At 67.0% G+C, this 25,944-nt stretch carries 25 protein-coding genes; 13 read left to right on the top strand and 12 right to left on the bottom strand.

Annotation, left to right across the window (positions count from 1 at the left end):
- Window positions 1-5: 5 nt before the first annotated feature.
- From lepA to rpoE, 5 genes are all read right to left on the bottom strand, one after another.
- Window positions 6-1,805, bottom strand: coding sequence for a translation elongation factor 4 (gene lepA, locus WFQ67_RS04015; protein WP_111260515.1), 1,800 nt, complete (start codon window positions 1,803-1,805; stop codon window positions 6-8).
- Between the two features lie 151 nt (window positions 1,806-1,956).
- Window positions 1,957-3,384 carry a DegQ family serine endoprotease gene (locus WFQ67_RS04020; RefSeq protein ID WP_178082926.1) on the bottom strand — a complete coding sequence of 476 codons (1,428 nt, stop codon included), beginning with the start codon at window positions 3,382-3,384 and terminating at the stop codon, window positions 1,957-1,959.
- A gap of 213 nt (window positions 3,385-3,597) precedes the next feature.
- Window positions 3,598-4,557, bottom strand: a complete 960-nt coding sequence (locus WFQ67_RS04025; protein WP_213625780.1) for a MucB/RseB C-terminal domain-containing protein — start codon at window positions 4,555-4,557, stop codon at window positions 3,598-3,600.
- 8 nt (window positions 4,558-4,565) lie between these two features.
- Window positions 4,566-5,156, bottom strand: a complete 591-nt coding sequence (locus WFQ67_RS04030) for a sigma-E factor negative regulatory protein (RefSeq protein ID WP_213625781.1) — start codon at window positions 5,154-5,156, stop codon at window positions 4,566-4,568.
- 31 nt (window positions 5,157-5,187) lie between these two features.
- Entirely contained in the window at window positions 5,188-5,769 is a 582-nt protein-coding gene (gene rpoE / locus WFQ67_RS04035; protein ID WP_021221243.1) for an RNA polymerase sigma factor RpoE, read from the bottom strand.
- A gap of 372 nt (window positions 5,770-6,141) precedes the next feature.
- Here rpoE and nadB point away from each other — a divergent pair, with 372 nt between their 5' ends.
- Window positions 6,142-7,758: an L-aspartate oxidase gene (gene nadB / locus WFQ67_RS04040; RefSeq protein WP_337056234.1), complete on the top strand. Its 1,617-nt coding sequence runs from the start codon at window positions 6,142-6,144 to the stop codon at window positions 7,756-7,758.
- Here nadB and WFQ67_RS04045 read toward each other — a convergent pair.
- Together WFQ67_RS04045 and WFQ67_RS04050 are read right to left on the bottom strand one after the other, a co-directional pair.
- Window positions 7,727-8,179 (bottom strand): protein YgfX, encoded by a 453-nt coding sequence (locus tag WFQ67_RS04045; RefSeq protein WP_213625783.1) that lies wholly within the window; start codon window positions 8,177-8,179, stop codon window positions 7,727-7,729. The genes nadB and WFQ67_RS04045 overlap by 32 nt on opposite strands.
- Window positions 8,163-8,417 (bottom strand): FAD assembly factor SdhE, encoded by a 255-nt coding sequence (locus tag WFQ67_RS04050; RefSeq protein WP_173172079.1) that lies wholly within the window; start codon window positions 8,415-8,417, stop codon window positions 8,163-8,165. The genes WFQ67_RS04045 and WFQ67_RS04050 overlap by 17 nt, the downstream gene beginning before the upstream one ends.
- A 120-nt stretch (window positions 8,418-8,537) precedes the next feature.
- Here WFQ67_RS04050 and ygfZ point away from each other — a divergent pair, with 120 nt between their 5' ends.
- From ygfZ to WFQ67_RS04065, 3 genes are all read left to right on the top strand, one after another.
- Complete coding sequence (ygfZ, locus tag WFQ67_RS04055) at window positions 8,538-9,479, top strand: CAF17-like 4Fe-4S cluster assembly/insertion protein YgfZ (RefSeq protein WP_337056235.1); 942 nt, start codon at window positions 8,538-8,540, stop codon at window positions 9,477-9,479.
- Window positions 9,480-9,515: 36 nt separating this feature from the next.
- A complete protein-coding gene (locus tag WFQ67_RS04060) occupies window positions 9,516-10,352 on the top strand; it encodes an HDOD domain-containing protein (RefSeq protein ID WP_213625785.1) in 837 nt (278 codons plus the stop codon).
- A 70-nt stretch (window positions 10,353-10,422) separates the two neighbouring features.
- The gene (locus WFQ67_RS04065; protein ID WP_213625786.1) at window positions 10,423-11,178 is read left to right on the top strand and encodes a substrate-binding periplasmic protein; all 756 of its coding nucleotides are present in this window, start codon (window positions 10,423-10,425) and stop codon (window positions 11,176-11,178) included.
- On the opposite strand, the gene WFQ67_RS04070 is transcribed toward WFQ67_RS04065, so the two are convergent.
- Together WFQ67_RS04070 and WFQ67_RS04075 are read right to left on the bottom strand one after the other, a co-directional pair.
- A complete protein-coding gene (locus WFQ67_RS04070; RefSeq protein WP_337056236.1) occupies window positions 11,175-12,560 on the bottom strand; it encodes a sensor histidine kinase in 1,386 nt (461 codons plus the stop codon). The two genes, WFQ67_RS04065 and WFQ67_RS04070, sit on opposite strands and share 4 nt — an antisense overlap.
- Window positions 12,553-13,224 (bottom strand): response regulator, encoded by a 672-nt coding sequence (locus WFQ67_RS04075; protein WP_173172071.1) that lies wholly within the window; start codon window positions 13,222-13,224, stop codon window positions 12,553-12,555. The genes WFQ67_RS04070 and WFQ67_RS04075 overlap by 8 nt, the downstream gene beginning before the upstream one ends.
- A 202-nt stretch (window positions 13,225-13,426) precedes the next feature.
- Between WFQ67_RS04075 and WFQ67_RS04080 the strand changes: the two genes are divergently transcribed.
- The 6 genes from WFQ67_RS04080 to WFQ67_RS04105 all read left to right on the top strand — a co-directional run bounded on the left by WFQ67_RS04080 (window position 13,427) and on the right by WFQ67_RS04105 (window position 19,760).
- The gene (locus WFQ67_RS04080) at window positions 13,427-14,692 is read left to right on the top strand and encodes an OprD family porin (protein WP_213625787.1); all 1,266 of its coding nucleotides are present in this window, start codon (window positions 13,427-13,429) and stop codon (window positions 14,690-14,692) included.
- A gap of 30 nt (window positions 14,693-14,722) precedes the next feature.
- The gene (locus WFQ67_RS04085) at window positions 14,723-15,700 is read left to right on the top strand and encodes a Bug family tripartite tricarboxylate transporter substrate binding protein (RefSeq protein ID WP_337056237.1); all 978 of its coding nucleotides are present in this window, start codon (window positions 14,723-14,725) and stop codon (window positions 15,698-15,700) included.
- Window positions 15,701-15,773: 73 nt separating this feature from the next.
- Window positions 15,774-16,229, top strand: a complete 456-nt coding sequence (locus WFQ67_RS04090) for a tripartite tricarboxylate transporter TctB family protein (RefSeq protein WP_337056238.1) — start codon at window positions 15,774-15,776, stop codon at window positions 16,227-16,229.
- A gap of 4 nt (window positions 16,230-16,233) precedes the next feature.
- A complete protein-coding gene (locus WFQ67_RS04095; RefSeq protein WP_337056239.1) occupies window positions 16,234-17,748 on the top strand; it encodes a tripartite tricarboxylate transporter permease in 1,515 nt (504 codons plus the stop codon).
- The gene (locus tag WFQ67_RS04100) at window positions 17,741-18,772 is read left to right on the top strand and encodes an AbrB family transcriptional regulator (protein WP_337056240.1); all 1,032 of its coding nucleotides are present in this window, start codon (window positions 17,741-17,743) and stop codon (window positions 18,770-18,772) included. The genes WFQ67_RS04095 and WFQ67_RS04100 overlap by 8 nt, the downstream gene beginning before the upstream one ends.
- Before the next feature lie 124 nt (window positions 18,773-18,896).
- Window positions 18,897-19,760, top strand: coding sequence for a DUF6279 family lipoprotein (locus WFQ67_RS04105; protein WP_337056241.1), 864 nt, complete (start codon window positions 18,897-18,899; stop codon window positions 19,758-19,760).
- An 8-nt stretch (window positions 19,761-19,768) separates the two neighbouring features.
- On the opposite strand, the gene WFQ67_RS04110 is transcribed toward WFQ67_RS04105, so the two are convergent.
- A complete protein-coding gene (locus tag WFQ67_RS04110; RefSeq protein ID WP_337056242.1) occupies window positions 19,769-20,308 on the bottom strand; it encodes a hypothetical protein in 540 nt (179 codons plus the stop codon).
- 107 nt (window positions 20,309-20,415) lie between these two features.
- Window positions 20,416-21,111, bottom strand: a complete 696-nt coding sequence (gene ung, locus WFQ67_RS04115) for a uracil-DNA glycosylase (protein ID WP_213625793.1) — start codon at window positions 21,109-21,111, stop codon at window positions 20,416-20,418.
- 125 nt (window positions 21,112-21,236) lie between these two features.
- Here ung and WFQ67_RS04120 point away from each other — a divergent pair, with 125 nt between their 5' ends.
- On the top strand, window positions 21,237-22,088 hold the full coding sequence (locus WFQ67_RS04120) for an HDOD domain-containing protein (protein ID WP_337056243.1): 852 nt from the start codon (window positions 21,237-21,239) through the stop codon (window positions 22,086-22,088).
- 6 nt (window positions 22,089-22,094) lie between these two features.
- Here WFQ67_RS04120 and WFQ67_RS04125 read toward each other — a convergent pair whose 3' ends face one another.
- On the bottom strand, window positions 22,095-22,976 hold the full coding sequence (locus WFQ67_RS04125; protein ID WP_111260495.1) for an AraC family transcriptional regulator: 882 nt from the start codon (window positions 22,974-22,976) through the stop codon (window positions 22,095-22,097).
- A gap of 131 nt (window positions 22,977-23,107) precedes the next feature.
- On the opposite strand from WFQ67_RS04125, the gene WFQ67_RS04130 reads away from it, so the two are divergent.
- Window positions 23,108-24,601: a CoA-acylating methylmalonate-semialdehyde dehydrogenase gene (locus WFQ67_RS04130; RefSeq protein WP_173172053.1), complete on the top strand. Its 1,494-nt coding sequence runs from the start codon at window positions 23,108-23,110 to the stop codon at window positions 24,599-24,601.
- Between the two features lie 91 nt (window positions 24,602-24,692).
- Entirely contained in the window at window positions 24,693-25,940 is a 1,248-nt protein-coding gene (locus WFQ67_RS04135) for an ABC transporter substrate-binding protein (RefSeq protein WP_213625795.1), read from the top strand.
- The last annotated feature ends 4 nt before the right edge of the window (window positions 25,941-25,944 follow it).

The following is a 25,944-nucleotide window of genomic DNA, read 5'->3' on the forward strand; positions in this document are numbered from 1 at the left end:
AGACCCTAGCTATCCACTTTGAGCACTGCGAGGAAGGCTTCCTGTGGAATCTCCACACTGCCGACCTGCTTCATCCTTTTCTTACCGGCCTTCTGCTTTTCCAGCAGCTTCTTCTTACGGCTCACGTCGCCACCGTAGCATTTGGCCAGAACGTTCTTCCTGAGCGCCTTGACGGTAGTACGCGCGACGATCTGACCACCGATCGCCGCCTGGATCGCCACGTCGAACATCTGCCGTGGGATCAGTTCCTTCATCTTCTCGGTCAGCGCGCGGCCTTTGTAGTGGGCCTGGTCGCGGTGCACGATGAGCGCCAGGGCATCGACCTTCTCGCCGTTGATCAACACGTCCAGCTTGACCAGGTTGGCCGACTGGAAACGGTCGAAGCTGTAATCCAGGGACGCATAGCCACGGCTCACGGATTTCAGGCGGTCGAAGAAATCGAGTACCACTTCGTTCATCGGCAGGTCGTAGCAAACCTGAACCTGGCTGCTGAGGAATTGCATGTCGCGCTGCACGCCACGCTTCTCGATGCACAGGGTGATGACGTTGCCCAGGTGTTCCTGGGGCACGAGGATGTTGGCACGCACGATGGGCTCGCGCATGTCCTCGATGAACGAGAGGTCGGGCAGCTTGGACGGGTTGTCGACGTAGATCGTCTCGCCGTTCTTCTGCACCACTTCGAAGATAACGGTGGGCGCGGTGGTGATCAGGTCCAGGTCGTACTCGCGCTCCAGGCGCTCCTGGATGATCTCCATGTGCAGCATGCCGAGGAAGCCGATGCGGAAGCCGAAGCCCAGGGCCTCGGAGCTTTCCGGCTCGTACTGCAGGGCGGCATCGTTCAGGGTCAGCTTCTGCAGCGCTTCGCGGAAGTCCTCGAAGTCGTCGGAGCTGACCGGGAACAAGCCGGCGTAGACCTGCGGCTTGATGCGCTGGAAGCCCGGCAGCACATCGACATCCGGGGTGTTGGACAGGGTCAGGGTGTCGCCCACGGGGGCACCGAGGATGTCCTTGATGCCGGCGATGATGAAGCCCACTTCACCGGCCTTGAGGTCGGCCATCTCGGTGTGCTTGGGGGTGAAGACGCCGACGCTGTCCACCTGGTGGATCTTGCCGGTGGATTTCACCAGGATCTTGTCGCCCTTCTTCACCCGGCCGTGCTTGACGCGTACCAGCGAGACCACGCCCAGGTAGTTGTCGAACCAGGAGTCGATGATCAGCGCCTGCAGCGGCGCGTCGATCTCGCCTTCGGGCGGCGGGATGACCTTGACCAGTTGCTCGAGCACGTCGATCACGCCCATGCCGCTCTTGGCGCTGCACGGCACCGCGTCGGTGGCGTCGATGCCGATGATGTGCTCGATCTCTTCCTTGACCCGCTCGGGCTCGGCCTGGGGCAGGTCCATCTTGTTCAGGACCGGCATCACTTCCAGGCCCTGCTCGATGGCGGTGTAGCAGTTGGCGACCGACTGCGCCTCGACGCCCTGGCCGGCATCCACCACCAGCAGCGCGCCTTCGCAGGCGGCCAGCGAGCGGCTGACTTCATAGGTGAAGTCGACGTGGCCGGGGGTATCGATGAAATTCAACTGGTAGGTCTTACCATCCTGCGACTTGTAGTGCAGGGTCACGCTGTGGGCCTTGATGGTGATGCCGCGCTCGCGTTCCAGGTCCATGGAGTCCAGCACCTGGGCCTCCATCTCGCGATCGGACAGGCCGCCGCACATCTGGATGAAGCGGTCGGCCAGGGTCGACTTGCCATGGTCGATGTGGGCGATGATCGAAAAATTGCGGATATGACTCAGGTCACTCACGGGGTCGACACTCGAAAAAAGCCGCAAGCCGGTTGCTTGCCGAAAAATAGCCGGGGAGTTTACCTGATCGGCAGCGCGGGCGTCACGCCCGCATGGCGGAGCGCAGGCATGAAAAAGGGCGACCCGGGTCGCCCTTTTTCAGTGCATCGGATTACTCCGAAAGCTTGAAGGTGATGAAGCTGGCACGGCCCTGGCGCAGCACGCGCATGGACACGGATCGGTTCTTCGGCAACTCCTTGGCTACCTTGGCGAAGGTCTGCACCGAGTCGATGGACTGGTTGTTCAGGTGGCTGATCACGTCACCCGGACGCAGGCCCATCAGGGCGGCCGGGCCGTCCTGGACTTCCCTGATCACTACACCACCCTTGATGTCGAGGCTCTTCTTCTGCTCGGCGGACAGTTCGGCGACCAGCACGCCCAGGCGGTTGCTGCTGCGCTCGGCACCTTGCGGCGCGCCGGTGGAGGTCACTTCCTCCCCATCTTCGGGCAGGGAGCCGATGGTCAGCGCCAGCTTCTTGCGCGACCCCTCGCGGACCACGTCGAGGTCGATCTTGCTACCCGGCTTGAGGGCACCGACCAGATGCGGCAGGTCGGCGGACATGACGATCGGCTGGCCATTCATGCTGAGGATGACGTCGCCGACCTGGAGGCCGCCCTTGGCTGCAGGACCGTCGTCGAGCACCTGGGCCACCAGGGCACCTGCGGGTTTGTCCAAGCCGAAGGATTCGGCCAGGTCCTTGTTCACTTCCTGAATCACCACACCGAGCCAGCCACGGCTGACCTTGCCCTCGGCCTTGAGCTGGTCGGCGACGCTCATGGCGACGTCGATCGGGATGGCGAAGGACAGCCCCATGAAGCCGCCGGAGCGGGTGAATATCTGCGAGTTGATGCCCACGACCTCGCCATCCAGGTTGAACAGGGGGCCACCGGAGTTACCCGGGTTGATGGCCACGTCGGTCTGGATGAAGGGCACGTAGTTCTCGTTCGGCAGGCTGCGCCCCTTGGCGCTGACGATACCGGCGGTCACCGAGTGGTCGAAGCCGAAGGGGGAGCCGATGGCCAGCACCCAGCTGCCGACCTTCAGGGCGTCGGACTTGCCGAGCTTGACGATGGGCAGGTCCTTGCCTTCGACCTTGAGCAGGGCCACGTCGGTGCGCGCGTCGGCACCGATCAGCTTGGCTTCGAGCTCGCTGCGGTCGGACAGGCGCACGATGATCTCGTCGGCGTCGGCCACCACATGGTTGTTGGTCAGGACGTAGCCGTCCTTGGAGATGATGAAACCCGAACCCAGGGATTGCGCCTCGCGCTGGCGACCACCGCCCGGGTTACGCGGCATCTGCGGCATGCTGCGCTCGAAGAACTCGCGGAGCATGGGCGGCAGGCCTTCAAGGTCGGGCATGGCCTGGTTGCCGGCGACGGCGCGATCCGGAAGCTTCTGCCGCGTACTGATGTTGACGACCGCCGGAGAGGCCTCCTCCACCAGCGGGGTGAAGTCGGGCAGCTCCGCCCGGGCGACAAGGGTTTGACCGAGCAGCAGCAGGGCCGCGACCGCGGACATGCAGGATTTCATGCTTAGCATCGACATACAGCTCCCGTCATGAAACGAGGAATGTGAACCCGTCACGAGCCGACCGGCCCGGCGGGCAAACGCAATTCGGGCCGGGGGAATGCCCCCAGCCCGATACACCATAAACAAGAATTCGCTTGCGGGGACCAACGCCGAGGAGCGATCAGCCCATGAACCCTGACGGGCTCGCATGGACATGGCTGCTCCGCCCCGGCGTCGTTCAATTCACTGGGCCGCCTGGGGGGCTGCGGTTCCGGCCGTACGCATAGACAACGCAATGCGCTCCGCAGTTCCCACGGGGATTTCGCCAACCACAGTCACCATCACGTCACCTTCGCTGGTGCCGAGCCGACGGGATACGGCAACAGTCGGACCGAGCTCGACACGCACATCTTCCACAGACGCACCGTGCAGGGGCTCGAGGAAGACAGAGAAGCGCGCCAGGCCATCGCCATAGAGCAGGCAGGCCACCGGATCCGTCGATACCGGGCTGCGACGCTGGACCGCACTGGTCAGGGCGAACCCTTCCGGCAACCAATCGGAGCGCCAGGCGCTGGCCAGGGCCTTGGGCGCCTCGGCGTAGCGTACGGGCTCACAGCCCTGCCCCGCCTGGAGCTGGCTGTCACTGGGTGCTTGCGTGGTGTCGATCTGGGTGAACTGGAAACGCTCCAGCAGCATGCCCTTCTCATTGAGCATCAATGACTTGAGCGGCAGGCCGGTCTCCCGGTCCAGATGCAACTCGAAGCCGTACCGATGCTGGTCGCGCGGGTTGAGTGAGAGCACCACGGCCTGGCGCCCCGCCACTCGCGACTCGCCCACCAGGCTCAGGTCATAGGACTTTGCCACCTGGGCGACATCGAGATCACGGGCCGGCCAGACCTGGCCGTCGACCATCTGGTCGGAAAGCGCCCCACTCACACATTCGGTACGTCCATCCACACGGAGGATTTCCTGGGCGGGCCCATCGAGCTGCTGCAGCCTTTCACGCACCTTGCCGGCATCGACGCGATGCCAGACCTGATGGGTGGAGAAGCTGCCGCTTCGTTCATAGACGAAGGTGCCCTGGAAATTCTGCCGCTGCTCGGCGTCAGCGAGTCGCTTCAGCCAGTCCTGTGCATCGGCGGCGTGGGCGGCCTGAACCAGCCAACCACCGCCGAGCAACACGAAGAGTGGAAATGCGCGCATGTTTCTCCTTAGCGGCTTTCCAGGCTGGCGGCACGCGCATAGGGCAGCGCACTGTCGGTCCCACTCATGGCGGCCTGCTGGGCATGCTGGCGCAGGTAGGCCGGCAGGCGCTGATCATGCCAACCCGAGGTCGCTTGCGCGGCACCAGACAGCGGCGGACGCACGCCTTGGGAGTCAGTGCTGTAACCGGCAAGAACGGTGTCCTTGCTGGCTTGCGGCGCACTGATCACCGGCTGCGGAGCGCTTTGCTGGGCCAGCTGCTGGGCGCCCACCTCGTCCTGGTTGTACATACGCACACCAGCGAGCACGGCCAGCGTCACCGAAGCGGCAACCGCCAGGCGGCCAAGGCTGCGCCAAGGACCGCGAGCGGCCTGGGCCGGCAGCGCCTCATCAGCCAGCGCGGCGGAAACCGCGGCGGCGATGTCGAGGCGCGGCTCGATCAGTTCCTTGTGCATAACGGCACGCGCTATCTGGTAGCGAGACCAGGTGGAACGGAGCTCCTCATCGCCGCTGGACGCGAGCACACGTCGCAACTCCAGTTCATCCGCTTCGTTATCCATTACCGCGGACAGCGATTCCTGCAGGGCTTCACGACTCATGGCGATTCCTCTCTTAGCTGTCGCCGCTGTCTCAGGATTCCTGCAACAAAGGTTGCAGGGCTTTATCTATAGCTTCTCGCGCCCTGAAAATACGCGAGCGAACCGTACCAACCGGACATTGCATGACGCTGGCAATGTCCTCGTAACTCAGACCATCGAATTCACGTAAAGTCAGCGCAGTACGCAAATCTTCCGGCAATTGCTGGATGGTCCGATGGACGGTGCCTTCGATCTCATCCCGCAGCAATGCCCGTTCCGGTGATTCGTTGTCCTTGAGGGCATGGTCGCCATCGTAGAACTCCGCATCCTCGGCACTCACATCGCTATCCGGCGGGCGCCGACCGCGCGCCACCAGATGGTTCTTCGCCGTGTTGATGGCGATGCGGTACAGCCATGTGTAGAAAGCGCTGTCACCGCGAAAATTCCCAAGTGCGCGATAGGCCTTGATGAAGGCCTCCTGAGCAACATCCTGAGCTTCCTGGGCGTCGTGGACGAATCGCACGATCAGACCCAGAATCTTGTGCTGATACTTCAGCACCAGAAGATCGAAAGCTCGTTTGTCGCCTCGCTGCACCCGTTCGACCAGTTGCTGATCCTGTTCCTGGGTTAGCATGGACACTCCTCGTTGGAGCTCGAGGGGCACTGCGCCAGCCAGTGGATCGGCTTGCCAAAATAGACTCGGGCGTTGCGCAAAAGTTCTCCCCTCCAAGCAAGCTTCCTACAAGACTGTTTCCGTCTTGCACGGAATCGCGCAGCAGAGCACTGGCCACTGCTGCGCGGATAATTTTTCGCCTGATTTGCCGCTGCCAGGAACGCAGGAAACGCTCCGCGGCACAACTCAACAAGCACGTCACCTCATGTGCGACGGAGGTAAGAAACCAGGGGGACTAAGAAAGTTCCCGGGATTCTCTGCCGGACATAAGCCCGCTATTGTGCCGCCCACCCCCTCTATATACTAGTGGCCGCATTTTCGCGGGATCCCGACATGAGCCAACACTTTCAGCACGACGTCCTGGTGATCGGCAGCGGTGCAGCCGGCCTCACCCTGGCGCTGACGTTGCCCGAGCACCTGCGCATCGCAGTCTTGAGTAAAGGCGACCTTTCCAACGGGTCAACCTACTGGGCACAAGGGGGGGTGGCGGCGGTCCTGGACGACACCGACACCGTCGATTCCCATGTCGAGGACACCCTCGTAGCCGGCGCCGGCCTGTGCCGGGAAGACGCCGTGCGCTTCACCGTCGAGAACAGCCGCCAGGCGATCCAATGGCTGATCGACCAGGGGGTGCCCTTCACCCGCGAGGACGAAAACGCCCGCGAGGACGGTGGCTTCGAATTCCACCTGACCCGCGAGGGCGGCCACAGCCATCGGCGCATCATCCACGCCGCCGACGCCACTGGCGCTGCCATCTTCAACACCCTGCTGGAACAGGCTCGTCGGCGCCCGAACGTCGAATTGCTGGAACAGCGCGTCGCCGTCGACCTGATCACCGAGCGCAAGCTCGGCCTCGAGGGGCATCGCTGCCTCGGCGCCTACGTGCTCAACCGCGCCAGTGGCGAAGTCGACACCTACGGCGCCCGCTTCACCGCCCTCGCCTCCGGCGGCGCGGCCAAGGTTTACCTCTATACCAGCAACCCCGACGGCGCCTGTGGCGACGGCATCGCCATGGCCTGGCGCGCCGGCTGCCGGGTGGGCAACCTGGAGTTCAACCAGTTCCACCCCACCTGCCTCTACCACCCGCAGGCCAAGAGCTTCCTCATCACCGAAGCGGTGCGCGGCGAGGGCGGCCTGCTCAAGCTGCCCAACGGTGAACGCTTCATGCAGCGCTTCGACCCCCGTGCCGAACTGGCCCCGCGCGACATCGTCGCCCGCGCCATCGACCACGAGATGAAGCGCCTGGGCATCGACTGCGTCTACCTGGACATCAGCCACAAGCCGGCCGAGTTCGTCAAAAGCCACTTCCCGACCGTCTACGAGCGCTGCCTGGACTTCGGCATCGACATCACCCGCCAGCCGATCCCGGTGGTACCCGCCGCCCACTACACCTGCGGCGGCGTGGTGGTCGACCGCGATGGCCACACCGACATCCCCGGCCTCTATGCCATCGGCGAGACCAGCTTCACCGGCCTGCACGGCGCCAACCGCATGGCCAGCAACTCGCTGCTGGAGTGCTTCGTCTACGCCCGCGCCGCGGCCCACGACATGCTCGCCCAGCTCGACACCATCCCCCTGCCCGCCCGTCTCCCGGCCTGGGACGCCAGCCAGGTCACCGACTCGGACGAGGACGTGATCATCGCGCACAACTGGGACGAACTGCGGCGATTCATGTGGGACTACGTCGGAATCGTGCGCACCAACAAGCGCCTGCAACGCGCCCAGCACCGGGTGCGCCTGCTGCTCAGCGAGATCGACGAGTTCTATTCCAACTACAAGGTCAGCCGCGACCTGATCGAGCTGCGCAACCTGGCCCAGGTCGCCGAGCTGATGATCGAGTCGGCCATGCAACGCCGCGAAAGCCGCGGCCTGCACTACACGCTCGATTATCCCGACCAGTTGCCCGAGGCCCGCGACACTATCCTGGCGCCACCCATCTATGGCGATTGAAGCGCAGGTGCACGCGCAGGCGCCTGTGGCTCCGCTCATCCAGTGAATCCGCGGGGATGCACAGGCCCCGTGTCATGATCGCGCCCTCGGGGCGATAGACCAGCAACACCGCCATCGGCAACGCCAGGCTGTCGGGACTCAGGCGCACGGCGCACCATTGCCCGTCGTGGCGCCGCAGCCGCCAGCCGTCGGCATCCAGGCGCAAACCCCGGATGGATGAGGCGGACGCCAGCAGCACCTGGCGCGGCAGTGTCCAGGCCGCATGGGCCAGGCAGGCGAACAGGCAAGCGAGCTGTGCCCACCGGGGCAGCTCGGCACAGGCCACGGCGACCAATGCCAGGGAGAACAGCGACAGGTAGAGCACCAGCAGGCGCCGCGAAGGGCGCCAGTGGCATTCGAAGGCGCTACTTGGGCTGGACACGGTCCAGGATCATTTTCACCATGTACCGCAGGTCGGAATCTTCCGGCTCACCGCGTTGCATGAACCAGCCGAACATGTCCTGGTCCTCGCATTCGAGCAGCTTGCGGAAGCGCGCCTGGTCCGCCTCATCGAGGCTGGGGTACACCTCCCGGACGAAAGGTACCAGCAGCACATCGAGCTCCAGCATGCCGCGGCGGCTGTGCCAGAAGAGTCGGTTCAGTTCAGTTGCGTCGGCCATCAGAGCGCCTCCAGGGAAGAGGCCGGCATTATAACGACCCGAGCCGCATGCGGCACCCGCTGACAACCGGCATGGCGGGCTCTATCATGACGCCCCAGACCCCCACTCCTGCGAACACCGATGGCCGACTCAGCATTCTTCTGCCCGCTCACCCACGAAGGCCTGCTCGCCGTACGTGGCGTGGACGCCGCCAAGTTCCTCCAGGGCCAGGTCACCTGCAACCTCGCCTACCTCGACGAGCGCACCACCAGCCTCGGTGCGCGCTGCACCCCCAAGGGCCGCATGGTTTCCAGCTTCCGCATACTCTCCGAAGGCGACGGCTTCCTGCTGGCGCTCGACGCGGCGCTGCTGGAAGCGCAACTGGCGGACCTGAAGAAATACGCCGTGTTCTCCAAGTCCACCCTCGGTGACGAAACCCCCGACTGGGTGCGCTTCGGCCTCGCCCGGGGCGACGACGTGCTGCTGGGCCTGGGCCTCGAACTGCCGCAGGACGCCGACAGCATCACCCGCGCCAATGGCCTGATCGCCCTGCGCCTGTCCGACGGCCGCAGCGAACTATGGGCCCCTCGCGCTGAGGCTGACGCCCTGCGCACCCGCCTGGCCGCGCACCTGCCCGAGGCGCCCCTGGACGCCTGGCTGCTCGCACAGGTCCGCGCCGGCGTGGGCCAGGTCTTCGCCGCCACCCGCGAGCTGTTCATCCCGCAGATGATCAACCTCCAGGCCGTCGGCGGCGTCAGCTTCAAGAAGGGCTGCTACACCGGGCAGGAAATCGTCGCCCGCATGCAGTACCTGGGCAAGCTCAAGCGCCGCCTGCAACGCCTCGCCCTACCCGCAGGGGAGCGCCCGGCGCCGGGCACCGAACTCTTCTCCCCCGTGCATTCGAGCAGCGTGGGCGAGGTGGTGCTGGCCGCACCGGCAGAAACGGGATTCGAATTGCTCGCCGTACTCCAGGAAGATGCGGTGAATGACGGACGGATCCACCTGAAGGCGGCCGACGGCCCAACCCTCGACCTGCTGACACTGCCCTACACCCTGGATGCCAACCGCGAGATTCAGCGCTAGACAGCACCGGCCCGTCCCCTTTTCAAGAGAGCATCCATGAGCAAGCTTGCAGAACGCGTTCAACAAGACCTGATCAACGCCATCGACAACGACGAACTGGTCCTGCCCACCCTTCCCGAAGTCGCGCTCAAGGTGCGCGAAGCCGCCGAAGACCCGGATGTCAGCATCCCGGCCCTGTCCAAGGTGATCGGCAACGACGCCGCCCTCACCGCGCGCATCATCAAGGTGGTGAACAGCCCGCTGCTGCGTACCAACAAGGAAATCACCGACCTGCAGATGGCCATCAGCCGTCTCGGCATCAACTACACCTGCAACCTGGCCACGGGCCTTGCCATGGAGCAGATGTTCCAGGCCACCTCCGACGTGGTCGACCGCAAGATGCGCGAAGTGTGGAACAAGAGCACCGAGATCGCCGGCATCTGCCACGTGCTCTGCCGCCACTACACCCGCCTCGCCCCGGACCAGGCGACCCTGGCCGGCCTGGTGCACCAGATCGGTGTGCTGCCGATCCTCACCTACGCCGAGGAACACTACGAGCTGCTGGCCGACTCCATCAGCCTCAACCACGTGATCGAGCGCATCCACCCGATCATCGGCGACCGAATCCTGCGTGCCTGGGAATTCCCCGAACCGATCGCCCAGGTCCCGAGCCAGTTCCTCGACTTCACCCGCAACTCGCCCAAGGTCGACTACGTCGATATCGTCCAGGTCGCCACCCTGCAAAGCTACCTGGGCAGCGAGCACCCCTATACCCAGCTCGACTGGAGCCAGATCCCGGCGTTCGCCAAGCTGGGCCTCGACCCGCAGGTGGACATGCAGGCCGACGAAGACCTCTCCGCCGCCATGGAAGCGGCCATGGGCATGCTGCAGTAATACAGCTGCAACGCGCATCCGCGAAAACGTCGCTAGACTCCGGGCATTCCGGAGTCCAAGGAAGTCACGGATGCGCGCCCTACTCCTGTTCCTCTCCCTCTGCCTGAGCGGCGCTTGCGCCGCCCAGGAGCTGCGCCTCACCAATGGTGAATGGGCGCCCTATCTCGGCGAGAAGCTGCCTCACCAGGGCGTGGCCTCGCGCATCGTCGCCGAAGCGTTCGCCCTTGAAGGGATCCACGTGCGCTGGGAGTTCTACCCCTGGGCCCGCGCCCTGTATCTGGCCGAACGCGGCGAGCGCGACGGCAGCGCGGTCTGGCTGCGCAACGCCGAGCGCGACGCACGCTTCTTCGTCAGCGACCCGGTGATCGAGAGCGGCTACTACCTGTTCCACCGCAAGGACCTGCCGCTCGACTGGCGGCGGGTCGAAGACCTCGCCGGCCTGCGCCTCGGTGCCACCCTCGGCTACGACTACGGCGAGGCCTTCCAGCGCGCCGAGGCCGAAGGGCGCCTACGGGTGCAGCGCCTGCCCAGCGAGGAACAGGGCCTGCGCATGCTGCTGGCCGGGCGTATCGACGTATTCCCGGTGGACAAGATCGTCGCCATCGCCATGCTCCAGGACAACTTCACCAGCGCCGAACGTGCTCGCGTCAGCTTCCACGCCCAACCGCTGCGCAGCGACACCCTGCATCTGCTGCTGTCGCGTTCCGACCCGGCCAATGCCGAACGCATCACCCGTTTCAACCGGGGCCTGGCCCACCTGCGCGACAGCGGCAAAATCGCCCGCTACCTGCTCGAAGCCCAGCAGCCGCTGAGCATGCTGCCCTAGGCCGACGGGAAGCTCACCCGCACCCGCAAGCCACCCGAGATGCCGTCATGCAGGCTGATCTCCGCCAGGTGTGCCCGGCAGATTTCCCCGACTATCGCCAGCCCCAGCCCCGCGCCGCTGGCCTGCGACGAACGCCGGTAGAAGCGCTCGAACACCTTGTCGCGGTCCTCGGCGGGGATGCCGCTGCCATCGTCTTCCACCTCCAGCACCGCCGGCGCCAGCACCCGCAGGGTCACATTGCCGCCCTTGGGCGTATGCGCCAGGGCGTTGTCCACCAGGTTGCTGAGCAGCTCGTTGAGCAGCGTCGGCTCGCCCATCACCCAGGCCATGTCCTCCGCCTCCAGGGCCAGGGCGATGCCCCGCGCATGGGCCAGCGGCGCCAGGGCCATGCCCAGCTCACGGGCCAGGGCGCCCAGCTCGATGCGCTCGGCCCCACCCTCGGCGATGGCCCGCGCACCGCTCTCGATGCGTGCCAGGGACAACAGCTGGTTGGCCAGATGGGTCAGCCGGTCGGTGTTGGCGGCGGTGTCCTCCAGGGTGCGATACCACTGCGCAGGCTCCCGCTCGCGCAACCCCAGCTCCACCCGCGCCTTGAGCGCCGCCAGCGGCGTGCGCAACTCGTGGGAGGCATCGGCGATGAAATCCGCCTGGCGCTGGAACAGCCCGCGCAGGCGCTCGGTGAACTGGTTCAGCGCATCCACCAGCGGCTTCAGCTCGGTCTGCACCGCCACCACCGGCAGCGGGCGCAGGTCATCGGCCTGGCGCTCCTCCACGGCGTTGCGCAGCTGGTTCAGCGGGCGCAGGGCCGCGCTCACCACCATCCACACCAGCCCCAGGGCAGCCAGCGACATCACCGCCAGACGCCACAGAGTGTCCACCAGCAACCCCCGCGCCAGGCGCTCGCGGGCCTCCTCGGTCTCGGCCACGCGGATTTCCGCCATGCCGTTGATGCTCTCCTCGCTCACCGGCCGCAGCAGGCTCACCACGCGCACGTCGACGCCGTCGTAGCGCGCATCGTAGAAGCGCGCCAGGGCCGGGTAGTCGTCGGTGCGCGGCGTCCCCCTGGGCGGGCCGGGCAGGTTCTCGTAGCCGGAAACCAGTTTCCCCTCGATGTCGGTCACCTGGTAGAAGATGCGCCCCGCGCTGTCGTAGGCAAAGGTGTCCAGGGCCACATAGGGCACATCGGCCTTGAGCCGCCCGTCAGCCTCGTAGAGCCCGGCGGAAATGGCCCGCGCCGAAGCCAGCAGGGTGCGGTCATAGGCGGTGTCGGCGGCGTCGCGGGCATTGAAGTAGGCAGTCAGGCTACCGATCAGCAACAGCACCGCAAGCAGCGCGGCCAGGCGCCGCAGCAGCCGTCCGCGCAGGCTGCCGGCCTCACGCATCCTGGTGTTCCAGCAGGTAGCCGAGGCCACGGAAGGTGACGATGCGCACCGCACTGCCTTCCAGCTTCTTGCGCAGGCGGTGGATGTAGATCTCGATGGCGTCCGGGCTCGCCTCCTGGTCCAGGCCGAACACCTGGGAAGCCAGTTGCTCCTTGCTCATCACCCGCCCCGGGCGGGCGATCAGCACCTCCAGCACCGCCTGCTCGCGGGAGGTGAGCGTCAGCACCTCGTCGTCCAGGCTGAAGCGCCGGGTGCCCAGGTCGTAGAGCAACGGACCGCAGCGCTGCTGCTGCTCACCACCGAGCACACTGCGCCGCAACAGCGCCTTGACCCGCGCCTCCAGCTCGGACAGCTCGAAGGGCTTGGCCAGGTAGTCGTCCGCGCCGAGGTTGAGGCCATGCACCCGGTCCTTCACCTCGCCACGCGCGGTGAGCATCAGCACCGGCAACGTCTTGCCCCGCCCGCGCAGGCGCGCCAGCACCTCGAAGCCGTCCAGGCGCGGCAGCCCCACGTCGAGCACCGCCAGGGCGTAGTCCTCGCTGGCCAGGGCCAGGTCGGCGGCCACGCCGTCGTGCAGCACATCCACCGTCCAGCCCACGGCCTTGAAGGCCTGGGCGACGCTCTCGGCCAGTTGGGGGTGGTCTTCGACCAGCAGGATTCGCAAGGCGGTGTACTCCGGAAGGCAGCGATCGGGCTGAAGTGTAACGGCCGGAAAGCCGCTGTGAATGACACCGGAGATTTCTTTCACGTTGAAAGCCTGGCGAAAGTTTCAGGCCCTAGCATCCGGCCAGGGTGGCAAGAACCACCCGCAGACGCAGGCTCCTGGTCGGGCCCGCGCTAACAAAAACAAGAATTGGAGACCAACGATGCTCACTGCCTCCCGGCAGGCGCTGCCGCCTGTTCGCACCCTCACCCTCGCCCTCGCAGGCTGCACCCTCGCCCCCTTCGCCCAGGCCGACTTCCTCAAGGACAGCTCGGCGACCCTGGAAGCCCGCAACATCTACCTGAACCGCGATTTCCGTGACGGCGACGGCCAGTCCCGCCGCGACGAATGGGCCCAGGGCTTCATCCTCAACATCGAATCCGGCTACACCGAAGGCACCGTCGGCTTCGGCCTGGACGCCCTCGGCATGCTCGGCATCAAGCTCGACTCCGGTCGCGGCCAGAGCGGCACCGACCTGCTGCCAGTGCAGGACGACGGCGGCACCCCGGACGAATACGGCAAGCTCGGCCTCACCGCCAAGGTGCGCTTCTCCAGGAGCGAGCTGCGCCTGGGCAGCCACATCCCCGAACTGCCGGTGGTCAAGGCCAGCGACAGCCGCATCCTGCCCCAGGTGTTCGAGGGCGGATTGCTCACCTCCAAGGAGATCGAAGGCCTCAGCTTCACCGGCGGTCGCCTGCGCGAGGTCAAGGACCGCGCCTCGACCAACTCCGAAGACATCGCCCTGAACAACAAGAACCGCCGCTTCGCCAGCGCTGCCAGCGGTTCGCACTTCGACCTCGCCGGCGCCGACTACGCCTTCAGCAAGCAGCTCACCGGGCGCTACTACTTCGCCGAGCTGGACGACGTCTACCGCCAGCACTTCTTCGGTCTGCTCGCCGCCCAGCCCCTGGGCGCCGGCACCCTCAGCGCCGACCTGCGCTACGCCATCAGCGACGACAGCGGCCGCGCCGACGCGGGCAAGGTGGACAACCGCGCGCTCAACGGCATGCTCAGCTACGGCCAGGGCAGCCACAAGGTCGGCCTCGGCTACCAGCGCATGAGCGGCGACACCGGCTTCGCCTACGTCGATGGCAGCGACCCCTTCCTGGTCAACTTCGTGCAGATCAACGACTTCGCCAACGCCGACCAGCGCTCCTGGCAGGCCCGCTACGACCTGGACTTCGCCGCCATGGGCGTGCCCGGCCTGAGCTTCATGACCCGCTACATCACCAGCGACAACGCCCAGGTCACCAACAGCGCCGAGGAAGGCCGCGAGTGGGAGCGCGACGTCGAGTTCAAATACGTGGTGCAGAGCGGCACGCTCAAGGACCTCACCTTCCGTGCCCGCCACGCCGGTTTCCGTTCCACCTTCGCCCGTGACGCGGACGAGCTGCGCCTGATCGTCAGCTACGCCCTGCCGATCTGGTGATCCACAATAAGACTCCACAGGAGAACACCGATGAAGATCGCCCTCACCCGCCTCGCCCTGCTCGCCACCGGCCTGCTGCTCTCCAGCCAACTGCTGGCCGAGCCCAAGCGCCCCGAGTGCATTGCCCCGGCCGCGCCCGGCGGCGGCTTCGACCTCACCTGCAAGCTGGCGCAGAGCGCCCTGATGGACGCCAAGCTGCTGAGCAAGCCGATGCGCGTCACCTACATGCCCGGCGGCGTCGGCGCGGTGGCCTACAACGCCGTGGTCGCCCAGCGCCCCGGTGACGCCGGCACCATCACCGCCTGGTCCAGCGGCTCGCTGCTCAACCTCGCCCAGGGCAAGTTCGGTCGCTTCGACGAGAACGCCGTGCGCTGGCTGGCCGGCATCGGCACCAGCTACGGCGCCATCGCCGTGCGCAACGACTCGCCCTACAAGAACCTCGACGACCTGGTCAAGGCCCTCAAGGCCGACCCGGGCAAGGTGGTGATCGGCTCCTCCGGCACCGTCGGCAGCCAGGACTGGATGCAGACCGCCCTCCTGGCCAAGGCCGCCGGTATCGACCCGCGCAACCTGCGCTACGTGGCCCTGGAAGGCGGCGGCGAGATCGCCACCGCCCTGCTCGGCGGGCACATCCAGGTCGGCAGCACCGACATCTCCGACTCCATGCCGCACATCCTCGCCGGCAACATGCGCATCCTCGCCGTGCTCTCCGACGAGCGCCTGCCCGGTGACGACAAGTCGGGCATCCCCACCGCCAAGGAACAGGGCTACGACATCACCTGGCCGGTGGTGCGCGGCTTCTACCTGGGGCCCAAGGTCAGCGACGAGGACTACGCCTGGTGGAAGGCCGCCTTCGACCAACTGCTGGCCTCCGAGGACTTCGTCAAGCTGCGCGACCAGCGCGAGCTGTTCCCCTTCGCCATGACCGGCCCGGAACTGGACGCCTACGTGAAGACGCGGGTCGCCCAGTACAAGCAGATGGCCCAGGAATTCGGCCTGACACAGTAAGGCTCACCTCCGCAGCCGGCTGAGCGCCCCCGCCAGCCGGCCCTCCGCGCCTTCGACCCGCGAGGAATTCACCATGCTTTTTCAACGCCTGTTCAGTCTGGGCTTGCTCGCTGCATGCCTGGTTTTTGCCGTGCTGGCCTGGGACTACCACGCCGCGTTCTCCTACGAGCCGGTCGGCCCGCGTGCCTTCCCCCTGCTGATGCTGGGGCTGATGGCCGCCGCGCTGGTCTGGCTGACGCTGCGCCCCACACCGGTGGCGCACCAGCACGACGAGCAACCGCTGGACGCCGCCACGCTGCGCAAGGTGGCCGCCTGCATCGCCCTGCTCGTCGTCTACGCCGGGCTCTTCGAGCCGCTGGGCTTCATTCTCTCCAGCAGCCTCGTCGGCGTCTTCATGGCGCGTCTCTACGGCGGCCGCTGGCTGCCCAGTGCCATCGCCGCGCTGCTGATCAGCGCCGGCCTCTACCTGCTGTTCGACAAGACCCTGGACGTGCCGCTGCCGCTGGGCGTCCTCGACTTCCTGGAGTGATGACATGGAAACCTTGAGCTACCTGGGCCAGGGCTTCGGCGTTGCCCTTTCCCCCTACAACCTGGTCACCGCGCTGATCGGCACCCTGATCGGCACCATCGTCGGCCTGCTGCCGGGCCTCGGCCCGATCAACGGCGTGGCCCTGCTGATCCCCGTGGCCTTCGCCCTCGGCCTGCCGCCGGAGTCGGCGCTGATCCTGCTGGCGGCCGTGTACCTGGGCTGCGAGTACGGCGGGCGCATCAGCTCCATCCTGCTGAACATCCCCGGCGAAGCCTCCACCGTGATGACCACCCTCGACGGCTACCCCATGGCCCGCCAGGGCCTGGCCGGCGTGGCCCTGTCGCTGTCGGCCTGGAGCTCCTTTATCGGTGCCTTCATCGCCACCTGCGGCATGGTGCTGTTCGCCCCGCTGCTGGCCAAGTGGGCCATCGCCTTCGGCCCGGCGGAGTACTTCGTGCTGATGGTCTTCGCCATCGTCGCCCTGGGCGGCATGGCCGGCGACCGCCCGATGAAGACCTTCATCGCCGCCCTGCTCGGCCTGTTCCTCTCCACCATCGGCATCGACGCCAACAGCGGCGTGTACCGCTTCACCTTCGACAGCATCCATGTCGCCGACGGTATCCAGTTCGTGGTGCTGGTGCTGGGCCTGTTCTCGGTGAGCGAGATCCTCCTGCTGCTGGAGAAGACCCACCACGGCCACGTCGCGGTGAAGGCCACCGGGCGCATGCTGTTCAACCTCAAGGAGGCCGCCTCGGTCGCCGTGGTCAACCTGCGTTGCGGGGTGATGGGCTTCATCCTCGGCGTGCTGCCGGGCGCCGGCGCCACCCTGGCCAGCGCCGTGGCCTACATGACCGAGAAAAAGCTCGCCGGCGACAAGGGCACGTTCGGCCAGGGCGACATGCGCGGCCTGGCGGCCCCGGAAACCGCCATCGGCGCCTCCGCCTGCGGCGCCATGGTGCCGATGCTGACCCTGGGCGTCCCCGGCTCCGGCACCACTGCGGTGATGATCGGCGCGCTGACCCTGTACAACATCACCCCCGGGCCGATGCTGTTCCAGCAGCAGCCGGATATCGTCTGGGGCCTGATCGCCTCGCTGTTCATCGCCAACCTCATGCTGGTGATCCTCAACATCCCGATGATCCGGCTGTTCACCCGCATCCTCAACGTGCCCAACTGGGTGCTGGTGCCGGTGATCGCCATCATCACCTCCATCGGCGTCTACGCCGTGCACGCCACCACCTTCGACCTGTTCCTGATGGTCGCCATCGGCATCTTCGGCTACATCCTGCGCAAGCTGGACTTCCCCCTCTCGCCGCTGCTGCTGGGCTTCATCCTCGGCGGGCTGATGGAACAGAACCTGCGCCGTGCGCTGTCCATCTCCAATGGCGAGCTGGGCATCCTCTGGTCCAGCCCCATCACCCTCGGCACCTGGGCCCTGGTGCTGGTGATGCTGGCCCTGCCTCTGGTGCGCATCTGGCGCCGTCGCGCTGCCCGTCGCCAGGCCCTGGCCGATGCGTGATGGCTGGCGCAGCTGGTGGGCGACGCCCCTGGTGGGCGCGGCGGGCGGGCTGCTCGCCAGCCTCGCCCACTGGCCGCTGCCGTGGATGATCGGCGCCCTGGTGGCGGTCATCCTGTTCCGCTGCGCCACCCCCTGGCAGATCCGTGACCTGCCGGGGGGACGCAAGACCGGCCAATGGATCATCGGCATCGGCATCGGCCTGCACTTCTCCCCCGCCGTGGTGGAGCAGGTGCTGGCGCACTTCTGGCTGATCCTCTTCGGCGCGCTGTTCACCACCCTTTCCAGCGTCGCCGCCGTGTGGCTGCTGCGGCGCACCGGGGAAGACCCGGCCACCGCCTTCTTCTCCAGCATGCCCGGCGGCTCCGGGGAAATGGTCAACCTCGGCCTGCGCAACGGCGCGTCCCCCAGCCGCGTGGCGGCCGGGCAGAGCCTGCGCGTGGTGGCCGTGGTGCTCTGCGTGCCGGCGGTGTTCAAGCTGCTGCTGGGCGACGGCCCGGTGCTGCACCCGGCGGCACCGGTGGACTGGGCCTGGCTGGCCCTGCTGGTGCCCGCCGGCGGGTTGCTGGCCCTGCTCTGGCAACGCCTGCGCCAACCCAACCCCTGGCTGTTCGGCCCGCTGCTGGTCAGCGCCGGCGCCAGCATCCTCTGCGACCTGCACCTGGGCCTGCCGCCCGGTGCCAGCCAGGTCGGCCAGTTGCTGATCGGCAGCGGACTGGGTTGCCACTTCGACCGCGCCTTCTTCCGCCGCGCCCCCAGCTTCCTCGCCCGCACCCTGCTGGGCACGGCCCTGATGATCGGCGCCGCCACCCTGTGTGCCCTCGGCCTGGGCTGGCTCACCGCACTGGACATCCGCTCGCTGACCCTCGGCATGATGCCCGGCGGTATCGCCGAGATGAGCCTCACCGCCGAGACCCTGCAGCTCTCCGTGCCCCTGGTCACCGCCTTGCAGGTGCTGCGCCTGCTGCTGGTGCTGTTCCTCGCCGAACCCGTCTACCGCCGCTGGCGCCAGCGCGCTTGCCCATAGGTTGGCGCCGAGTGCAGCGAGGTCCGACAGCGGCCATTTGATTAACGGATATGTCCCCACGCTCCGCTTGGCGGGGGCCCTGCCCTATCCTCTGCCCATCGCCTGCCGCCGACGGTAATCCCCCATGCCACGTCCGCGCCCCAACCGCACCACCCGCTGGCTGCCGCTCCTGGTGCTGCTGACCCTCGGCGCCTGCAGCCGGCTGGACCTCGCCTACCGCAACCTCGACTGGCTCATCCCCTGGTCCATCGCCGACTACGTGAGCCTCGACAAGAGCCAGCGCACCTGGCTCGAACCGCGCATCCAGGCGCACCTGCGCTGGCATTGCAGCACCCAGCTGCCGCGCTACGCCGCCTGGCTGCAGGAGGTGGAGCGCCTGGGCCAGGCCGACCACCTGGACGCCGACGCCTTGCTCGGCCACATGCAGGGCTTCAAGGAGGCGGTCGACGCCGTCGCCGTGGAGATCACCCCGACCACCGTCACCTTGCTGCAGGGCCTCGACGCCAGGCAGGTGGAGGAGCTGAACGCCTCGCTGGACGAGAAGGAGCGCGCGCTGCGCAAGGAACACCTGATCCCTCGCGACGAACAGGTCGAGCAACGCCGCGAACGCATGGAGAAACGCCTCAAACCCTGGTTCGGCAAGCTCTCCGCACAACAACGGGCGAAGGTCGATGCCTGGGCCGAGAACCTGGGCGACAGCAATGCGCTGTGGGTCGACAACCGCAAGCTCTGGCAATCAGCCCTGCGCGACGCCCTCGCCGAACGTGACGGCGCGGGCTTCGCACCGCGTATCGCCGCCCTGCTGCAAGAGCGGGAGGCGTTCTGGAGCGAGGCCTACCGGGCCCACTTCGAGCGGGGCCAGGTCGCCCTGTCGCAACTACTCGCCGACCTGTTCAACGACGCCAGCGCCAGCCAGCGCGAGCGCTTGCGCACCCGGCTGCAGGACCTGCGGCAGGACATCCAGCAGTTGCAGTGCCCGACGGCCTGAGCCCCGGCTCAGCCGCGCAGGCGCGCGCCGACCCAGGCCAGCACCGCCGACGCCAGGCACAGGTGAAAGAAATCGACCCGGGGCACGCCCAGCCAGTCGCCCTGGGTACCGATCACCAGCCCCGCCAACAGGAACGCCAGCGAACCGGCCACCGCCAGCGCCCAGCGTCGTGAGCGCCCCGGCCAGGCCAGCGCCAGCAGGGCCAGGGCATTGCCCACCAGCGCCACGGGGGGCGGCGCCAGCAGCATCGCCGCCGCCAGGGCCAGCACCGCCAGGTGACGCGACGCGCCCCGCAGCCAGACGAAGGCGATCAACGGCAGGCCGATGCGCGAAGACATGAAAGCCAGTTGACGGTGCACCTCGTCGAGGACGCCGAGCCCCGCATAGAGCGCAGCCCCGGCCAGCGCCGCCAGCGCCATCGAGACGAAGCCCGCCGCGCGCCAGCCCTGACGCTCGCGGCCGTGGAGCCAGGCGGCCAGGAGGCAGGCGCTGGCCAGCAGCAGCTCGCCGCCGACATGGAGGATCAGCATCGGGGTGGAAGCGGGCATGGGGCGTCCTGTCGTGGGCCGTTGAGGATGCCCGGCAGGCTATAGCGAGGGGTGATCCGACGCATGGCGGCTCACGCCAAAGCGCGCGACGCCATGCGCCAGTGCCGTCAGAGCGGCGGCACGCTCCAGTCGATGGGCGCCAGGCCGTGCTGTTCGAGGAACTTGTTGCAGCGGCTGAAGTGACCGTTGCCGAGGAAGCCGCGGTAGGCCGAGAGCGGCGAAGGGTGGGCGGAACGCAGCACCAGGTGCTTGGTGGAATCGATCAGGCGCTGCTTGCTCTGCGCGTGGGAACCCCACAGCAGGAACACCAGGTTGGGCTGGTGCGCGCTGACGACCTCGATCACCCGGTCGGTGAACGGCTGCCAGCCCTGGTTGGCGTGGGACCCGGCTCGGGCCTGCTCCACGGTCAGCGAGGTGTTGAGCAGCAGCACGCCCTGCTCGGCCCAGCTCTGCAGGTGGCCGTGGTCGGGCATGTCGATGTTCAGGTCGCGCTTGAGCTCCTTGTAGATGTTCAGGAGCGACGGCGGGATGGGCACGCCCGGCTGCACCGAGAAGCACAGGCCATGGGCCTGGCCGGGGCCGTGATAGGGGTCCTGGCCGATGATCACCACCTTCACCTCATCCAGCGGGGTGGAGTTCAGCGCGTTGAAGATCAAGGGGCCGGGCGGGAATATCACCTTGCCGGCGGCCTTCTCGGCGCGCAGGAACTCACCCAGCGCCTTCATGTAGGGCTTGTCGAACTCATCGCGCAGGGCATCTTTCCAGCCCGCTTCGAGCTTTATCCGATCAACGGTCTCGGTCATGTCTCTTCCAGTTCTCTGGCGCCTTGCGGCGCGGATGAGGCGGGCGAAGGCCGCTCAATGGTCGGGCACCCTAAAAAATGCCCTCTACTCTTGTCAATCAAGGTGGAACATGGAGAACCCATCCGATGGACAACCGCCACGATGGCCTGAAGTTCTCGCTCTACAGCAGCTTCCTCAAGGGCAACGCCAAGGTGCCGCAGATGCCGGAGACCTCGCTGCGCCTGCGCAAGCTGCTGGCCTCCGAGCATGCCTCGCTGGAACAGGTCACACGCCTGCTGCACAGCAACCCGCCGCTCGCCGCCTACCTGCTGCAATTCGCCGAGACCCCGATGCTGCGCAACCTGCGCCAGGGCGTGAACCTGCAAGAGGTCATCTCGCGACTGGGCATGCAACGCCTGAACAACCTGGTGCTCAGTTTCGCCATCCAGCATCTGTTCACCAGCCAGGACCCGGCCCTGCAGAAGGTCTTCCGCGCCCGCTGGAATGCCGCCCTGCTCTGCGCCGCCCACAGCGCCTGCCTGGCCCAACTGCTGACAAGCCTGCCGCTGGAGGACGCCTTGCTCGCCGGCCTGGTGCAGGACATCGGCAGCCTGCCGCTGCTCGACGAGCTGGAGCGCTGGCCCGACGTCTCACGCGCTGAGGACGACCTGCAACGCCTCTGCGACCAGCTTTCAGCGGATGTCGGGGTGATCGTGCTCACCAGCTGGAAGCTGCCGCCGCAGCTCATCGACTGCGCGCGCAACCGCAGCGAATGGTGTCGCGCGCACAAGGGCACGGCGGACCTGGTGGACGTTGTGCAGGTCGCCCGCCAGTTGGCCGCGCGGGAACTCGACGATGAACAACTGGTGCAGCTACCCGCCTGGCAGCGCCTGCTGGGGGAGCGCCTCGACAGCCTGCCGCCTGAGGCGGTGCGCACGGAGCTCGCCAGCGAGGTGGGCTTCTGGTTCAAGCTGCTCGGCGGCAAGGGCCACGCCTGAGACGCATCAGCCCTGGTGCAACGCCCGGTAGTGGCTGGGCGCCATGCCCACCACCTTGCGGAACAGCCGTGAGAAGTAATAGACGTCCTCGTAGCCCAGTTGCTCGGCGATCTGGCGGATGCCCTGGTCGCCCTCGTCGAGCAGGCGGCAGGCATGGGCCATCTTCAGCTGGATGAAATCCTGGATCGGCGCGTGCCCGGTGAGCGCACGGTAGGTCTTGGCGAAGTGGAAGCGCGACAGCTTGAACTGCGCGGCCAGTTGGTCGAGGTTGAGGCTGTCGTGAAGGTGCGCGCGCATCACCGCCTGCACTGCGTCGATGTCCAGCACCCGCCCGGACTTCAGCACCCCACGCGCCGGCAAAACGGCGAGCGAGGTCAGCAGGGTCTGCAACTGGTGCGCGGCATGCACGAAATGCAGCGGGGCGAGGCCGTGGCGGCGCAGCCCCAGCAGCGCGTCGAAGTCCGCCAGCAGGCGCGGCTGGGCGCCGATACGGCGCAGGCCGGCCGGCCCCAGCGGGCGCAGGAAGTCCTCCACCAGTTCCCCCTCGAAGTGCACCCAGTAGATGCTCCAGGGCCGCTGCGGGTCGGCGCCATAGGCGTGCATGCGCCCGCGGGGCAGCAGCAACAGGTCTCCGCCAACCACGTCGAATCGTCCATCCCCGGTCTCCAGCCAGCCTTGCCCGGCACGGCAGTAGATGAGCAGGTGATCGTCCGGTGCCAGGCGCAGCATGCGGTGCCCCCCGGCCTCCGGATAGAAGCCCAGGGCCAGGGGGTAACAGCCCGCCGTCAGCGGGTTGCGCGCCAGCATGCGACGCAGGCGCGGCGGCGTGGTGAAGCGCACGCCATTGGCCGGCAGCGGCCAGTTGGAGGTTTCCACGGAGCGGCTCATGGTTGTTCTTGTGTCGGCCTGCAATCACAAGATCGTCCATCCAGCCGACAAGATCGTCAATCCACATCCGCCGTGCGTGCCGCTATAACGGCAAGAAAACAACAAGACGCCCGGCACGGGTGGAGGACGAGATGACCAGGACGATTCCGCAACTGATCGATGGCCAGTGGCGCGACAGCCGCTCCCGCGAGCTGATCGAAGTCACCGACCCCGCGACCCAGGCCGTGCTGGCCCTGGCGCCCAAGGCGACGCCCGAGGAAATCGAGGCCGCCATCGCCAGCGCCAAGCAGGCCTTCACCAGCTGGCGCGAGGTGCCGGTGCCGGAACGGGCGCGGCTGATGCTGCGCTACCAGCACCTGCTCAAGGAGCACCACGACGAGCTGGCGGAGATCCTCGCCAGCGAAACCGGCAAGACCTTCGCCGACGCCAAGGGCGACGTCTGGCGCGGCATCGAAGTGGCCGAGCACGCCGCCAACATCGCCAGCCTGATGATGGGCGAGACGGTGGAGAACGTGGCCCGCGAGATCGACACCGCCAGCTGGATCCAGCCGCTGGGCGTGTGCGTCGGCATCACCCCGTTCAACTTCCCGGCGATGATCCCCCTGTGGATGTTTCCCCTGGCCATCGCCTGCGGCAACACCTTCATCCTCAAGCCCTCCGAGCAGGACCCGCTGACCCCCAACCGCCTCGCCGAGCTGTTCCTGGAAGCCGGCGCGCCCAAGGGCGTGCTGCAGGTGCTGCACGGCGGCCGCGAACAGGTGGACGCCCTGCTCACCCACCCGGACATCCGCGCCATCTCCTTCGTCGGCTCGGTGCCGGTGGGCCAGCACATCTACCGCACCGGCACCGCCCACCTCAAGCGCGTGCAGGCCTTCGCCGGGGCCAAGAACCACATGGTGGTCATGCCCGACGCCAACAAGGACCAGGTCCTCAGCAACCTGCTGGGCGCCAGTTGCGGTGCCGCCGGCCAGCGCTGCATGGCCATCAGCGTGGCGGTGTTCGTCGGCGCCGCGCGGGAGTGGATTCCCGAACTGGCCGCGCAGATGGCCGAGCTCAAGCCCGGTCACTGGCAGGACGCCCACGCTGCCTACGGCCCGCTGATCAGCCAGCAGGCCAAGCAGCGCGTGCAGCGGCTGATCGCCGAGGGCAAGGCCGAAGGCGCCGAATGCCTGCTGGACGGCTCGCACTGCGAGGTGGCGGGCTTCCCCGACGGCAACTGGCTGGGCCCGACCCTGTTCCGTGGCGTGACCACCAGGATGGGCCTGTACCGCGAGGAGATCTTCGGCCCGGTGCTGGCCTGCATGGAGGTGGACGACCTCGATGCCGCCATCGAGCTGGTCAACGCCAGCCCCTACGGCAACGGCACCAGCATCTTCACCCGCTCCGGCGGCGCCGCGCGGCACTTCCAGCATGCGGTGGAGGTTGGCCAGGTGGGCATCAACGTGCCGATCCCGGTGCCGCTGCCGTTCTTCTCCTTCACCGGCTGGAAGGGCTCCTTCTACGGCGACCTGCACGCCTACGGCAAGCAGGCGGTGCGCTTCTACACCGAGACCAAGACGGTCACCAGCCGCTGGTTCGACGACAGCCCGGTGAGCGGGCCGAACATGACCATCCAGCTGAAGTAGCAACGACCGAGCGTTGTTAGACGAAAAGGGAATCTCAACCCATCCGAGACCGGCGTAAAAGGTTGTTCCACAACAACAAGGAGGAACACCCATGCGCCGATTGACTGCCACCCTGGCCCTCTGGGCCGGGATCACCGCCTGTGCGCAGGCTGCCGAGCCCATCACCCTGGGGCTCAACTACCCGCGCACCGGCTCATACAAGGAAGAGGGATTGGCGCAGATGCGTGGAGCCCTGCTGGCCATCGACGAAATCAACGCCACCGGCGGCGTGCTCGGCCGGCCCTTGCGCCTGTCCGGCAAGGATTCCGCCTCGCGCCCGGAAAAGGCGGTGAAGAACGTCGACACGCTGGCCGCCGAAGGCGCGGTGATGCTCTTCGGCGGGGCCTCCAGCGCGGTGGCCATCGCCGCCGGCGAGCGCGCCCGTGACCACGGCCTGCTGTACTTCGGCACCCTCACCTATTCCAACGACACCACCGGCAAGAACGGCCACCGCTACATGTTCCGCGAGTGCAACAACGCCTGGATGAGCGCCAAGGTGCTCGGCCAGTACCTGAACAAGACCCTGCCCGACAAACGCTACTTCTACGTCACCGCCGACTACACCTGGGGCCATACCACCGAGGCCTCGCTGCGCCAGGCCACCGCCAGCGAAGACGCCGCCCGCCACGCCGGCGTGCGGGTACCCTTCCCCGGCGCGCGCCTGACCGACTACCAGGACGCCCTGACCCAGGCCGCCGCCAGCGATGCCCAGGTGCTGGCCCTGGTGCTGTTCGGCGAGGACCTGGTGCGCGCCATGCGCATCGCCCGGGACATGGGCCTGACGACGCGCATGCAGATCGTCGCGCCGAACCTGACCCAGGGCATCATCGAGCAGGCCGGCCCCGACCTGATGCAGGGCGTGCTCGGCACCGAGCCCTGGACCTGGCGTGTGCCGGAGCTGGAGAAATCCCAGCGTGGCATGGCCTTCGTCGAAGCCTTCAAGGCGCGCTACCAGATGTACCCCTCCAGCTCCGCCGCCTCGGCCTACAGCATCGTCCAGCAATGGGCCGATGCCGCCAGACGCAGCGGCAGCCTCGGCAGCGAGGCGCTGATCAAGGCGCTGGAAGGCCACTCCTACAGCCTGCTGAAGGACGAACAGCAGTGGCGCGCCTTCGATCACCAGAACCTTCAGACGGTCTATGCGGTACGGGTGAAGACCCGTGACGAGGTGCTCAAGGACCCGCTCAAGCAGGACTACTTCGAAATCGTCGACCGCCTCGACGCCAGCGCCGCCCTCCCCAGCCTCGCCGACTGGCAGGCCGAACGGCGCGCCGGCAACCAACCACCGACCTTGCAATGAGATG

Origin of the sequence: Pseudomonas sp. USHLN015, assembly GCF_037153275.1 — a bacterium.
In the GTDB taxonomy this organism is placed as follows: Bacteria; Pseudomonadota; Gammaproteobacteria; order Pseudomonadales; family Pseudomonadaceae; genus Metapseudomonas; species Metapseudomonas tohonis.